12 protein-coding genes are annotated in these 12719 nt (G+C 73.6%); 8 read left to right on the top strand and 4 right to left on the bottom strand.

What is annotated here, in order from left to right; all coding sequences use genetic code 11:
• Nucleotides 1-140: 140 nt before the first annotated feature.
• On the bottom strand, nt 141-1211 hold the full coding sequence (gene hisC, locus ACFVVL_RS19880) for a histidinol-phosphate transaminase (protein ID WP_387676899.1): 1071 nt from the start codon (nt 1209-1211) through the stop codon (nt 141-143).
• A gap of 330 nt (nt 1212-1541) precedes the next feature.
• Between hisC and ACFVVL_RS19875 the strand changes: the two genes are divergently transcribed.
• A complete protein-coding gene (locus ACFVVL_RS19875; protein ID WP_078879728.1) occupies nt 1542-2699 on the top strand; it encodes a LacI family DNA-binding transcriptional regulator in 1158 nt (385 codons plus the stop codon).
• A 147-nt stretch (nt 2700-2846) separates the two neighbouring features.
• Nucleotides 2847-4079 carry a metallophosphoesterase gene (locus ACFVVL_RS19870; protein ID WP_387676895.1) on the top strand — a complete coding sequence of 411 codons (1233 nt, stop codon included), beginning with the start codon at nt 2847-2849 and terminating at the stop codon, nt 4077-4079.
• A gap of 97 nt (nt 4080-4176) precedes the next feature.
• Here the strand turns inward: ACFVVL_RS19870 and ACFVVL_RS19865 are convergent, their stop codons facing one another.
• Nucleotides 4177-5502, bottom strand: a complete 1326-nt coding sequence (locus ACFVVL_RS19865) for a hypothetical protein (protein ID WP_387676892.1) — start codon at nt 5500-5502, stop codon at nt 4177-4179.
• Nucleotides 5503-5724: 222 nt separating this feature from the next.
• Here ACFVVL_RS19865 and ACFVVL_RS19860 point away from each other — a divergent pair, with 222 nt between their 5' ends.
• The 3 genes from ACFVVL_RS19860 to ACFVVL_RS19850 all read left to right on the top strand — a co-directional run bounded on the left by ACFVVL_RS19860 (nt 5725) and on the right by ACFVVL_RS19850 (nt 8222).
• Complete coding sequence (locus ACFVVL_RS19860) at nt 5725-6117, top strand: VOC family protein (protein WP_380289722.1); 393 nt, start codon at nt 5725-5727, stop codon at nt 6115-6117.
• A gap of 221 nt (nt 6118-6338) precedes the next feature.
• The gene (locus tag ACFVVL_RS19855) at nt 6339-7328 is read left to right on the top strand and encodes a hypothetical protein (RefSeq protein ID WP_387676889.1); all 990 of its coding nucleotides are present in this window, start codon (nt 6339-6341) and stop codon (nt 7326-7328) included.
• A gap of 63 nt (nt 7329-7391) precedes the next feature.
• Entirely contained in the window at nt 7392-8222 is an 831-nt protein-coding gene (locus ACFVVL_RS19850) for an alpha/beta fold hydrolase (protein WP_387676886.1), read from the top strand.
• An 83-nt stretch (nt 8223-8305) separates the two neighbouring features.
• On the opposite strand, the gene ACFVVL_RS19845 is transcribed toward ACFVVL_RS19850, so the two are convergent.
• On the bottom strand, nt 8306-9121 hold the full coding sequence (locus ACFVVL_RS19845; RefSeq protein ID WP_387676883.1) for a helix-turn-helix transcriptional regulator: 816 nt from the start codon (nt 9119-9121) through the stop codon (nt 8306-8308).
• A 111-nt stretch (nt 9122-9232) separates the two neighbouring features.
• On the opposite strand from ACFVVL_RS19845, the gene ACFVVL_RS19840 reads away from it, so the two are divergent.
• Nucleotides 9233-9679 (top strand): SRPBCC family protein, encoded by a 447-nt coding sequence (locus ACFVVL_RS19840; RefSeq protein ID WP_387676881.1) that lies wholly within the window; start codon nt 9233-9235, stop codon nt 9677-9679.
• On the top strand, nt 9676-10095 hold the full coding sequence (locus tag ACFVVL_RS19835) for a nuclear transport factor 2 family protein (RefSeq protein ID WP_387676878.1): 420 nt from the start codon (nt 9676-9678) through the stop codon (nt 10093-10095). The genes ACFVVL_RS19840 and ACFVVL_RS19835 overlap by 4 nt, the downstream gene beginning before the upstream one ends.
• A gap of 185 nt (nt 10096-10280) precedes the next feature.
• Here the strand turns inward: ACFVVL_RS19835 and ACFVVL_RS19830 are convergent, their stop codons facing one another.
• A complete protein-coding gene (locus ACFVVL_RS19830; RefSeq protein ID WP_387676875.1) occupies nt 10281-11291 on the bottom strand; it encodes a DUF5937 family protein in 1011 nt (336 codons plus the stop codon).
• Nucleotides 11292-11393: 102 nt separating this feature from the next.
• Here ACFVVL_RS19830 and ACFVVL_RS19825 point away from each other — a divergent pair, with 102 nt between their 5' ends.
• Nucleotides 11394-12686 (top strand): MFS transporter, encoded by a 1293-nt coding sequence (locus ACFVVL_RS19825; RefSeq protein ID WP_387676872.1) that lies wholly within the window; start codon nt 11394-11396, stop codon nt 12684-12686.
• Nucleotides 12687-12719: the final 33 nt, after the last annotated feature.

Here is a 12719-nt window from a genome sequence, read left to right as displayed (position 1 = left end):
CCTCCCACGGGATCCCCAGCCGCTCCTGAGCCGCCGGACGGCCGGCCCGTGCCCCGCCGGGCCCGGACGCCCCCGCGAACGCCGCGGCGGAGCGGGCGGCCCCACCGGGCCTCCCGCTCCGCCGCGCACCGCGGAAGGGGTCACAGCTCCTTGCGGAACGCCTCCGCCACCGCGAGGAAGATCGAGTTGCCCTCGACCTCACCGATCGAGATCCGCACGCCCTCCGGGAACGGCCGGACGATCACGCCGGCCTCGGCGCACGCCGCCGCGAACTCCTGCGAGCGCTCGCCGAGTTCCAGCCAGACGAAGTTGGCCTGCGAGTCCGGGATCTCCCAGCCCTGGGCGCGCAGCCCGGCGACGACCCGGTTCCGCTCCTCGACCAGCGCGTCCACCCGGACCATCAGGGCGTCCTCGGCGCGCAGCGAGGCGACGGCGGCGTCCTGGGCCAGCTGGGTGACGCCGAACGGCACCGCGGTCTTGCGCAGGGCGGCCGCCACCGGCTCGTGCGCGATCGCGAAGCCGACCCGCATCCCGGCCAGGCCGTAGGCCTTGGAGAAGGTGCGCAGCACGCAGACGTTCGGGCGGTCGCGGTAGAGGTCGATGCCGTTGGGCACCTCGGGGTCGCGGATGAACTCGATGTACGCCTCGTCGACGACGATCAGCACGTCGGCCGGGACGGCGTCCAGGAAGCGCTCCAGCTCGGCGCGGTGGATCACGTTGCCGGTGGGGTTGTTGGGGTTGCAGACGAAGATCAGCCGGGTCCGCTCGGTGACCGCGGCGAGCATCGCTTCCAGGTCGTGGTCACCGCCGGCGGTGAGCGGGACCGGGACCGGGGTGGCGCCGGCGACCTGGGTGATGATCGGGTAGGCCTCGAAGGAGCGCCAGGCGAACATCACCTCGTCGCCGGGGCCGGCGGTGGCCAGGATCAGCGACTGGGCGACGCCGACCGAGCCGGTGCCGGTGGCGATGTGCTCGGCGGGCACGTCGAAGTGCTCGGCGAGCACGGCGGTCAGTTCGGTGACGGCCATGTCCGGGTAGCGGTTGAGCTTGCCGGCCGCCGCCACCGCCGCCTCCAGCACGCCGGGGAGCGGCTCGTAGGGGTTCTCGTTGGACGACAGCTTGTACGCGTCGGCGCCGGCGGGCTTGCCCGGCTTGTAGGTGGGAATGCCGTCCAGGGTCGGCCTGAGGCGAGGGCCCTGTGCTGCGGTCACGGTCGGTCTCCTTCTGTCTTTCCGCTGCGTTCGCCCGCCACGGCCGGGATCGCCGCCGTGCCCGGGATCGGAACGCATCCGGTCCACCCCGGTCGGGTGCCCCGAACGATACCGATCGCACTCACCCGTAGGAGTGAGATGCCCGGTCGGGCTACAGGTGCAGATCAGCCATTCTGCCGGGTTCCTTTGGCACATGTCAGAGGTGAACCGGCAGGTTTCGTCCGGGGATCGAAGGGGCGCGCGCGGGCTCACTCATGGAGAAACGTATCTCCACAGGCTCCCAATGCGCCGGTCACAGACCCTTGTCAGGAGCCATACGATCGGTCCGCCATGACAGCAGCAGCCAACCAGAGCGGTCGGCGTCCCACCACCTCACGGCGTCTGGAGCGGGCCGGCATCCGGGATGTGGCAGCAGCCGCCGGAGTGTCGATCACCACCGTCTCCGACGCGCTGAACGGGAAGGGCCGCCTGCCCGACGAGACCAGAAGCCGGGTGCGCGAAGTCGCCGAGCGCCTCGGTTACCGCCCCTCGGCGGCCGCACGGACCCTGCGCACCGGACGGTCCGGCCTGATCGGGCTGACCGTCACCACCTACGGCGAAGAGCCGTTCACCTTCACCGAGTTCGCCTACTTCGCCGAGATGGCCCGGGCCGCCACCAGCGCCGCCCTGGGCCGCGGCTACGCGCTGGTGGTGCTGCCCGCCTCCTCCCGGCACGACGTCTGGGGCAACATCGCCCTGGACGGCACCGTGGTGATCGACCCGCCCGACCAGGACCCGCTGGTGAGCGAGCTGTACCGGTCCGGCGTCCCGGTGGTCAGCGACGGCAAGCCGGGCAACTGCCCGGTCACCGCCTGGGTCGACAACGACCACGAGGCCGCCGTGCTCGGCATCCTCGACCACCTCTCCGAGGCCGGTGCCCGCCGGATCGGCCTGCTCACCGGCACCAGCACCGACACCTACACCCGGCTCTCCACCGAGGCCTACCTCGGCTGGTGCGCCAAGGTCGGCCAGGAGCCGGTCTACGAGACCTACCCCGCGCACGACCCGGCCGCCGGCGCCGTCGCCGCCGACCGGCTGCTCGCCCGCCCCGACCGGCCGGACGCCGTCTACGGCCTCTTCGACCCCAACGGCACCGACCTGCTCGCCGCGGCCCGCCGCTACGGCCTGCGGGTGCCCGACGACCTGCTGCTGGTCTGCTGCAGCGAGAGCGACGTCTACGCGACCACCGAGCCGCCCATCACCACCCTGTCGCTCAAGCCGCGGCGGATCGGCACCACCGTGGTGAACCTGCTGATCGACGCCATCGAGGGGGTGGACTCCGGCACCGGCGTCGACATCGCCCGGCTCTTCCCGCCACGCTTCCGCACCGCCGGCACCGGCCCTCCGCCCGGCACCCTGATGCCCACCGAACTCATCGTCCGCGCCTCCTCCCAACGGCGGAGCCCGCGCACCACGGTCAGCCCGCCCCGCCCGCCGGGCGAGGTGTGACCCCGGGCCGCACCCCTCCGGGTGCGCGGCCCACCCCCTGCCGAGTCGGGACAAAACGGACCTGACGGACCGACCGGCTGACGCTCCGGAGGATTGGATACCCACCAGGTGACGACGCCGGGAGAGTGGTCTTCCTATGATGGGCGAATGACACCCGAGGACCGCTTCCCCGGGCCTGAACACCCGGACTCAGGCCCCCGCCACCAGCCGGACCTCGACGTGCTGCCGTACGGCACCTATTACGAACCGGAACCCGCCGCCGGCTACTCCGGGGGCGGCTACGAGGCCGAGACCTACAGCGGCTACGGCGGCGCCCGCTACCTCGAACAGCACTGGCCGGCCGCCGGCCCCGAGCACGGCCACACCGTGCACGCCCCCACCGGCCAGGACGGCCACGACGGCCACGGCGGTTACGAGCCCACCCTGACCGACCACCCGTCCCCCGCGCACGGCGGCCACCAGGGCCCCGGCAGCGGCGCGCAGAGCGACGACCCGCCGACCATCGAGCTCGGCCCCCCGCTCGCCGAACCCGGCCTGCCCTACCACCCGTACCCGGCCCCCGGCCCCGGCGAGCCGCCCGGCCCGCTCTACGTGGTCGGCGACGTGCACGGCTACCTCGACGAGCTCCGCGCCGAGCTGCGCCACCAGGGCATCATCGACGCCGACGGCCACTGGTCGGCCGGCCGCGCCCGGATCTGGTTCCTCGGCGACTTCACCGACCGCGGCCCGGACGGCATCGGCGTGATCGACCTGGTCATGCAGCTCGCCGCCGAGGCGGCCGCGGCCGGCGGCTACTGCCGTGCCCTGATGGGCAATCACGAGCTGCTCTTCCTGGGCGCCGCCAAGTACGGCGACGAGCCGGTCCAGTCCACCGCCGGCACCGCCTCCTTCCTCGCCGCCTGGCGGCTCAACGGCGGCCAGCAGAGCGACCTGGAGCGGCTGGAGGGGCACCACATCAGCTGGCTCTCCCGGCTCCCGGCGATCGCCCTGGAGGACGGCCACCTGCTGCTGCACTCCGACACCACCGCGTACCTGGAGTACGGCGAGTCCATCGCCGAGGTCAACGACGCCGTCCACGACCTGCTCGCGGACGAGGGCGTCGACGAGTGGTGGGACTGCTTCCGCCGGTTCACCAAGCGGTTCGCCTTCCGCGGCGACGCCGGCCCGATGGCCGTGCGCGAACTGCTGGACACCTACGGCGGGGCGCGCGTCGTGCACGGACACAGCCCGATCCCGTACCTCACCGGCGCGGTGCACGCCGACGACGGCATGCCGCCGCACGTCCCGGGCCCGTACGTCTACGCGGACGACCTGGCCGTGGCCATGGACGGCGGCGTGACGATGGAGGGCCGTCTGCTGGTCTCCCGCCTGCCGATCTGAGCCCGCGGGCCCGCGCCGCCCGGGGCCGGGACGCGCACCGCCCCGCAGGGCGGGGCCCTGCGGGGCGGTGCGGATCGTGCGGCCGGGCCGCGGCGGATCAGCCGCGGCCGGCGCGCCGGGCGCGGCGGGTCAGCGCGACGGCGGCGGCGCCGACGGCGAGCAGGGCGGCGGCGATGCCCGCCGTGGCGAGGGAGCCGGAGGAGCCGGTGTCGGCCAGCTCGGACTGCCGGCCGCCGGTCGCGGTCGGGGAGGGCTTGGCGGCGGCCTTGACCACCGACGGGGTGGCGCTCGGCGTGGCGCTCGGCGCGGTGGACGCGCTCGGGGCGGCGCTCGGCGCCACGGAGCCGGTGGCCGTCGGGGCCGGCGCGGCGGTCGTGGTCGTGGTCGTGGTGGGCCGGACGCTCGGCGTCGGCGCGTCCGGGTTCACGCAGTCGGGTGCGCCGTCGACCGGGGTCGTGGCGACCGGCTGGGTGGTCCAGAAGGTCACCGGGCCGGCGCCCGGGTAGTAGCCGAAGCCGAGCTCCGGGTCCGAGGAGCCGAGCTTGAAGTTCCTGCCGAGGGTGATCCGGGCGTTGAGCACCTTGTGGTCGACCGGGCCCGCGGCCCACTTCGCGACGTCGACGGTGCCGCCGACCATGCCGACCGCCCCCAGGCCCACCCGGTGCCAGCTGCCGTCCTTCGGGTCCTGGACGTCCACCTGCGCGTCGCAGGCCGGCGGGCCCTCCATCGAGCCGACGCCCTGGCCCGCCCACAGGAAGAACGAGGCCGTGGTGAGGTGCCAGTCGAACGTGTTGGCGGTCTTGATCGAGACCTTGAACGGGTGCGGCCTGCCGTCCGCCGGAATCGACTTCGGCAGCCCCTCGATGGTCGTGGTGAGGCCGTTCACCTTGGCCACCCGGCCGGTCCGCGACACCCACTCCTCGGCCTGGCCGCCCGTCCCCAGCCGGGGGCCGATGAAGGCCTCCACGCCGAAGTCCGTCGCCGGGCCCCGCCGCTCGGTCTGCACCAGCTTGAACCGCAGCTTGAAGATCCGCTCGGCGTGCGGCTGCACCTCGACCCCGGCCCCGGTGAGGTCCGCGGCGGTGCCCTCGTGCCCGCCGGTCTTCCCGCCGAGGTCCTGGGCCGTCAGCTTCAACGGCTGCCACGCCCCGGAGGCCCCGTCGGCGTACTCGGCGACGATCTCGTCCACGCCGATCATCTCGGAGCCGAAGTAGACCAGCACGTGGTCGGCGGAGACCTGGTCGGTGTCGTTCCTGACCGTCACCGACCCCTCGGACCAGCCGCCGCCGGGCTCGACGGAGGCGAACCCGTCCATCCGGATGCTGCGGGCCGGATCGCTCCCGGCCGCCTGGGCGGCGGGGGCGGTCAGCGCGATCGGCGACGCGACCAGCGCCGCCGCCATGAGCGCATGGCGAATTCTCACATGTACCTCAATGGTCCGAAATCAACGCAATTCCCGGCGATTGCGCGGGGATTCCCCCCCGTCGCGCGGGCGGCAGACTATCCGACCTTCATATTGGAATGTCAACCAACTATTTTTGAACGACAATTCCCTACAAGTCGACAAAGCGGGCCTTGATCACGGAGCCCGTCCGGCGGATCGTGGAAGGCACCATCGACCGCGCCCACCCCGACTGGAGCGACCATGACCGCCGTGCGCGTGAAGGCCTTCGACCACCTCGTGCTCAACGTCCGCGACGTCGAACGTTCGCTGGAGTTCTACAGCGGACTGCTCGGGCTGGAGCCGGTCCGCGTCGACGAGTGGCGGGCCGGCCGGGCCCCCTTCCCCTCGATCCGGATCACCCCCGAGACGATCATCGACCTGACGGCCCGCCCGCGCGGCGGGTCCAACGTCGACCACCTCTGCCTCACCGTCGAGCCGCTGGACTGGCAGGAGGTCATCGACGCCGGCACCTTCACCGTCCTGGAGGGCCCCGTCACCCGCTACGGCGCCCGCGGCGACGCCACCTCCGTCTACGTCCAGGACCCGGACGGCAACACCGTCGAACTCCGCTGGTACCCCGAGGACGCCGCCTGACCGACCGCCTCGGCCCGGGCACTCCCGCCGCCGACGGGGCCGCCGGGGCGGGGCACCGGCGGCCGCCCGACGCACCGTTACACGGTGGTGACACCGCTGTGTAGGTGCGCGAACGATCCGTCTGGGAAGCTCTTCCCATCGCAGCCGCCGGGCCCGCACCGCAAGCGGGCCGTCCCCGGCACCAGGGCTGCATCCGACTCTGTTTCCGGGGGGAAATAGCCATGTCCGCTCGCCCGTCCGCCCGCCGTTCCCGCACGCTCGCCGCCGCCACCCTGGTGGCCGTCACCGCCGGTGCCGTCCTCGTCCCGACGGCCGCCTTCGCCGACGCTCCGGCGCCGGCCGGCACCCTGCCCCTGGTCGCCACCCTGGAGGCGAACGCCGGGCAGGCCCCGCTGACCCGCGGCGGCAACGGCGCCGAGCTGACGATGACCGTCACCAACAACTCCGACCAGGAGCAGCCGTTCCACCCGGCGGTGACCGTCAAGCCGGTGGGCTCCGCCCCGACCGGGTGGACCTGGATCGACTTCAGCGCCAAGGCGATCTCCGCGCCGGCCACCTACGGCCTGCGGTCCTGGGGCGCCGGCAACAGCTTCTCCGGCTACGTCCTGCCCGAGAACAGCATGTACTTCGTGCCCTTCAAGGTGCCGGCCCACACGACCTACAGCTGGGCGGTCTCCTTCAAGCTGAAGGCCGCCCTCCCGGCGGACGACACCGCCGTCGAGGTCGGACTGGTGAACGACCAGAACGACAGCACCAACAGCGGCCCGGTGACGCTGCCGGTCGCCTCCCCCACCGGCGCCCTCGTCCAGAGCTTCAGCAACGTCTCGGGCGGCGTCTCCTTCACCAAGCCGTTCGAGACCGACCTCAGGCTGACCAACAACGGTGCGGCCATCGGCTCCACGATCAACCCGACGCTGCGCTTCGGCGACGGTTCCCGCCCGGTCCCGGCCGACCTCAAGCTGGACGTGCTCCAGGGCGGCCAGTGGGTCACGGTCCCCGGTTCGGGCAGTGTCTGGCAGCTGCCGCCGGTCGTCGGCGGCCTCGGCCAGGGCGCGACCCAGCACTACAACGTGCGGCTCTCGCTCACCGGCTTCAGCGGCCCGGGGAGCTACTTCTCCGACTCGCTCGGCCTCGTCCCGGACACCGACCAGGGCCCGGTCGACACCACCGTGAAGGCGACGCTCTCGGTGGACGGCTCCCCCGTCCTCTAGGACCGTCCGGGGAGCGCATCGTGTGGTTGACGTCCGGGGGGCCGTCAACCACATGATCGTTCCATGACGACGCAGCGATCGAGCGGCCAGTACCCGTCCGAGCACACCGTGGTCCGTGACGGCGTCCGGCTCCTCTGCCGCGACACCGGCGGCCCGGGCCGGCCCGTCGTCCTGCTGCACGGCCTGGCCGGCCACGGCGGCGAGTGGGACACGCTCGTCGCACGGCTGGGCCCCGGACACCGCGTCGTCACGGTCGACCAGCGCGGCCACGGCGCCTCCGAACGCCGGCCCGGCGACGTCTCGCGCGCCGCCTACGTCGCCGACGCGGCGGCCGTCCTGACCACCCTCGGACTGCGCGGGGCCGTGCTGGCCGGCCAGTCGCTCGGCGGCCACACCGCCATGCTCACCGCTGCCGCCCACCCGGGCCTGGTGGACGCGCTCGTCCTGGTCGAGGCCGGCGCCGGCGCGGCGGATCCCGGCCTCCAGGCCGAGGTGGGCGGCTGGCTCGACTCCTGGCCCTGCCCGTTCCCCTCCCCGGAGGCCGCCGCCGAGTTCTTCGGCGGCGGTGCGGCCGGAGCCGGCTGGGCGGCCGGACTGGAACGGCGCGCCGACGGCTGGTGGCCGCGGTTCGACCGGGACGTCATGATCGGCTCGCTGGCCGAGAACGCCCGGCGCGACTTCTGGCCGGAGTGGGCCAAGGTCTCCTGCCCCACCCTCGTCGTCCTCGCCCGGCGCGGCATCGTCGCGCCCGCCGAACTCGCCGAAATGCTCCGCCTCCGCCCGGACACGATCGCCGTCAGCATCCGCGACGTCGGCCACGACGTCCACCTGGAACAGCCCGGGGAACTGGCCCGTCTGCTGCTCGGCTTCCTCGCCACCCGCCCGGCCCCCTGAGCGTCGCCGCGCGGAACGTCCGCGCGGAACGTCCCGGGGGGAACGTCCGGGGGGAACGTCCCGGGGGACCCCTGCGCCGGACGTCACGGACGCGGGGATCCGTCGGTCCCGCGGCGGTGACCGGCGCGGGCCGGGGCGAGCAGGCGACGCAGCGCCGCGGGAGTGTGGCCGACGTGCTCGCGGACGACGCGGGTCAGGTGCGCCTGGTCGGCGAAGCCGAGCCGGGCCGCGAGGTCGGCGAGGCCGGGCTCGCCGGCGGCGAGCCGGTCCATGGCCCGGGCGACCCGCACCCGGTTGCGGTAGCGGGTCAGCGAGACGCCCGTCTCCCTGGAGAACACCCGGCTCAGCCGGTAGGGCGACACCTCCAGCAGCGCGGCCAGTGCGCAGAGCCCCCCGGCCTCCGGGGCCTCTTCGACGATCGCCTCGCGCGCCGCCGCGGCCAGCGCCCGGTCGGCGGGCCGGGAGCGGACGGCCGGTTCACCGGCCGCGGCCGCGACGAGCCGGAGCAGTTCCTCCGTCAGCGCGTAGTCGACGTCACCGGCGCCCGCGGCGGCGACCAGCCGGCGGTGGGCGAGATCGACGCGCGCGTCGACGTGCACCGTCGCCGCGGCGGGCGGGCGCCCGAGGAGGGAGGGCTCGAAGTCGACCGACGTGCAGACGTCGCCGCCGGCCGGGTGGGCGAAGCGTTCCTGCTCGCCGGGCGCGCCCAGGTAGGCCATGGTCCGGTCCAGATCGGTGTCGACCCCGTCGGCCGACCGCCGGAACCTGCCGCGACGCACCAGCACCAGGCGGTGGCCGTCGCGGATCTCCGGCCGCGACCACCGGACGTGGTCGGAGCGGCACCCCACCACGGCGACGGTGAACTCCGGGCGCGCCGCGAGGGTCGAGGCGGACAGCATGCCGCGAACGGTACCCGCCGGGTACGACGGAACGGCCCGCAAGGATCTTCAAGACCGCCGGTGTCCCCGCCCCGGATGCTGGGGCCACCCGAGGACACGAAGGAGCCACCCATGGCCTCGATCCACAAGGAACTCGTCATCGACGCCCGTCCCGAGGCGGTGTGGTCGGTGCTCAGCGACTACGGCGCGGTGCACACGCGGCTGGCGCCCGGGTTCGTCACCGGCACCCGGCTGAGCGCGGACACCCGCACCGTCACCTTCGCCGACGGCACGATCGTGCTCGAACGGCTCGTCGACCTCGACCACGCGGCGATGCGGGTCGCCTACACGGTCATCGGCGGCAGCCTCCACCCGTCCCACCACCACGCGTCCATGCAGGCCCTTCCGGAGCCCGGCGGCCGGACGCGGTTCGTGTGGCACACCGACGTCCTGCCCGACGCCCTGGCCGCACCGATCGCCGAGTCCGTCGAGCACGGTTCGGCGGTGATCCGCCGCACGCTGGAGGCCGCTCCACCGGCCCCGTCCGGAGCGGCGCCCGCCCCGGACGCGCTCCGATGAACGGCCTCGACGTCGTCCGGGCCGCCTGGAGGGCGTTCGCCACCCACGACGCCGACCGGATCTCCGCGGTCCTCACCGAGGACGCCGAGTGGCTGGCACCTCCGGGGAACGCCACGGCCACCGCGCTGGACCGCCCGAGCCACATGATCGGCAGGGAGGCCATCACGCGCTTCCTCGCCGAGGACTTCTCCCGCCTGTTCGCCGCCGACGTCGACGTCACCTTCCGCGCCTTCCACGTCGCCGGCGAGCACGTGATCGTGGAGGAGACCATGACCGCGACCCTCGCCGACGGCCGCCCCTACGCCAATGACTACTGCCTGGTCTTCGAACTACGCGACGGTCTGGTCCACCGCGTCCGCGAGTACCTGGACACCGCGCGCGGACACCGCATGGTCTTCGGCGACACCGCGCGGTAGCCGAGGACGACGAGGCGCCGCCCCGGGGGTGACCCCGGGGCGGCGCCTCGGTCTCCCGGGGTCGGTCGGCCAGGGGGAGGCAGACCTTGTTGCCCTCGGCGCCGTAGCCGGACTCGACGGCGGTGGCCCCGTCCCCGTGCTCGTCGCGGATCCGCCGGGAGATCTTCATCGAGCAGAGCAGGACTTCAGCCCGGGACCACCACATCCGCCTCGACACCCTGGGGATCCGCAGCAGCCAGCAGGACTTCCGCCGCCTCGGTGCGGACGTAGAGCACGTACCGGCCGCTGCGGTGTGCGTCGACCAGGCCGGCGGAGCGGAGAGCGGTCAGGTGCTGGGAGACTCCGCCGGGGGTGATCCCGGTGCGGCGGGCCAGGTCGGTCGTCGAGGCGGGGGTGTCGAGTTCCGCCAGCAGGCGGGCCCTGGACCGGCCGATGACCGCCGCCAGTGCCTGCGGGACGGCGGATCGCCGTTCCCAGAGCGCGGCCACGCCGCGCGGCGGATAGCGCAGGGTGGGCTGCCAGTTCGGGCTGATCACGGAGAAGACCCGGGGCCAGACGAACACCGACGGAACGAGGAGAAGCCCGCGCCCGCCGAGTTGCCGGCTGCCGCGGACATAGCGGTGCCCGACGTACAGGGTGTCCTCGTCCCAGGCCACGCCGGACGCCAGGTCGCCCAGCAGCTGGTCCGCTCCGTGCTCGGCGAACAGCCGGGCCCGGTGCAGCACGTCCCCCTCCAGGAGGGAGCGCAGCCGGGGCCAGTGCGGCGCGAGTGCGATCTCCCAGTAACTCTCCACCTGTTCGGCGAGTTGGGCGAGACCGCGGCGCGGATCGCCGCGCAGCCGGTCGATCCGCTCGGAACGCGGCGCACGTGGGCCGCTGAGGCCGGACCGGACCTGCTCGGGTGGCGTCGCGCGCAGCACGGCGAGCTCAAGCCCCAAATCAGCGACCAAGGTTGTCGGTGGTGGTGCGATGAAGACCGGGATCGACCGGGGCGGGTCCGGGACCAGATCGGCGAGCAGGCGCCAGTCCAGCCCCGAGGCTGCCAACCGGCGACGAACCTGATCGATCCACGGGCGGTGCAGCGGGTGCTCGGCCGGATGCTTCAGCACCCTGACACTGGCCACCACCTCCCACAGCGGCGAAAGAGCGAACCGGGTGCGGGCCAGGTCACGGACGGAGAATGCCAGGTCCAGCACGGTGCAGCCCCTCTGCGGCGGAGGACCCGGCGGCCGACGGGTCAGGATTCAGCCCAGCCTAAATTCCTCGCCCGCCGGGCGGCGCGGCAGGAACCTCACTCCATGACCAGCACTGATCTCGCCCACGGGCCGGACACGGCCGCTCCCACGCCCGATTCGCATCCTTCGGTCCTCCGAAACCCGGACTTCCGCCTGCTCATCGGTGCCGCCGCAGTGAGCAGACTCGGCACCGCGGTGAGCTCCTTGGCGATCCCGCTGACCGCCGTCCTGGCCCTGCACAGCTCGGCCGGACAGGTCGGCCTCCTGGCGATGCTGAGCACCGTCGCCTTCCTGTTGATCGGTCTGCCGGCCGGAGCCTGGGTGGACCGGATCCGCAAGCGACCCGTGATGATCGCCGCAGACCTGGCCAGGGCCGCCCTCCTCGGGTCGGTGCCGGCCGCCTGGCTGCTCGGCTGCCTGACGATCCAGCAGCTCTACGTGGTGGTCCTGCTGGCGGGCGCGGCCACTGTCTTCTTCGACGTGGCCACGCTGAGCCGACTGCCCGACCTGGTCGGGCGGGACCAGCTCACCCGGGCCAACGCCCACCTGGTGACAGTGGACGCCCTCACCCTGATCGGCGGGCGCAGCGCGGGCGGCTTCCTGGTGGCGCTGTTGTCCGCCCCGACCGCGATCGTGGTCGACGCGGCCGGCTACCTGGGATCGGCGATCCTCCTGCTGCGCATCCGCCGGCCGGAGCCGCAGCTGCGGCACCGGCGCGACACCCGCCTCGGCGGCGAGATCCGGGAGGGCCTGCGCTTCGTGTTCGGCCACCCGACCCTCCGGGCCGTCGCGCTCGCCGGAGCCTGCACCAACCTGTCCATCCAGCTCTGCCAGACCATGCTGCCGGTGCTGTTCGCCCGTGAACTCGGCCTCTCCGACGGCATCATCGGCCTGTTCTTCGCGGCCGGTGGCGTCGGGGTGTTCATCGGTTCGCAGTCGGCCCGCCGGCTGGCTCACCGGCTCGGCGCGGGTCGGGTGCTGTGGCTGATGGGCCTGGCCGTCGCGCCGCTCGGCGGCCTGCTGGCGCTGGCCGATCGCGGCCCGGCCCTCTGGCTCGCCGCGGCGGCCTGGCTGATCACCACCTGCAAGGTCGGCATCGACAACGTGATCACGGTCAGCTTCCGCCAGAGCGTGACACCGGACCACCTGCTCGGCCGGATGAACGCCACCATGCGGGTCGTCCTGACCGGCTCGCTCGCCGTCGGCGCCGCCCTGGCCGGCCTGCTGGGCGAACTCGCCTCGGTGCGAACCGCCCTGTGGGTCGGCGCGGCCGGGCTGGCCACGGTCTGGGTACCGGTCTTCTTCTCACCGCTGCGCACCCGGCGCGAACTGTCCGGTCCCGGCGCCCTGCGGTGAAGGGGTGACCACGGCGAAGCGCCGCCCCGAGAA

The sequence above is a fragment of the Kitasatospora sp. NPDC058115 genome (assembly GCF_042884635.1).
Classification (GTDB): domain Bacteria; phylum Actinomycetota; class Actinomycetes; order Streptomycetales; family Streptomycetaceae; genus Kitasatospora.
The sequence above is the reverse complement of the archived record's forward strand: the minus strand, read 5'-3'. Positions and strand labels throughout refer to the sequence as shown.

Excerpts from the sequence above, each read along its gene's own strand:
- ACFVVL_RS19850 (WP_387676886.1), top strand. The coding sequence starts at position 7,392 with ATGACGACGCAGCGATCGAGCGGCCAGTACCCGTCCGAGCACACCGTG.
- ACFVVL_RS19840 (WP_387676881.1), top strand. The coding sequence starts at position 9,233 with ATGGCCTCGATCCACAAGGAACTCGTCATCGACGCCCGTCCCGAGGCG.
- ACFVVL_RS19835 (WP_387676878.1), top strand. The coding sequence starts at position 9,676 with ATGAACGGCCTCGACGTCGTCCGGGCCGCCTGGAGGGCGTTCGCCACC.
- ACFVVL_RS19875 (WP_078879728.1), top strand. The coding sequence starts at position 1,542 with ATGACAGCAGCAGCCAACCAGAGCGGTCGGCGTCCCACCACCTCACGG.
- ACFVVL_RS19870 (WP_387676895.1), top strand. The coding sequence starts at position 2,847 with ATGACACCCGAGGACCGCTTCCCCGGGCCTGAACACCCGGACTCAGGC.
- ACFVVL_RS19860 (WP_380289722.1), top strand. The coding sequence starts at position 5,725 with ATGACCGCCGTGCGCGTGAAGGCCTTCGACCACCTCGTGCTCAACGTC.
- ACFVVL_RS19855 (WP_387676889.1), top strand. The coding sequence starts at position 6,339 with ATGTCCGCTCGCCCGTCCGCCCGCCGTTCCCGCACGCTCGCCGCCGCC.
- ACFVVL_RS19825 (WP_387676872.1), top strand. The coding sequence starts at position 11,394 with ATGACCAGCACTGATCTCGCCCACGGGCCGGACACGGCCGCTCCCACG.
- ACFVVL_RS19845 (WP_387676883.1), bottom strand. The coding sequence starts at position 9,121 with ATGCTGTCCGCCTCGACCCTCGCGGCGCGCCCGGAGTTCACCGTCGCC.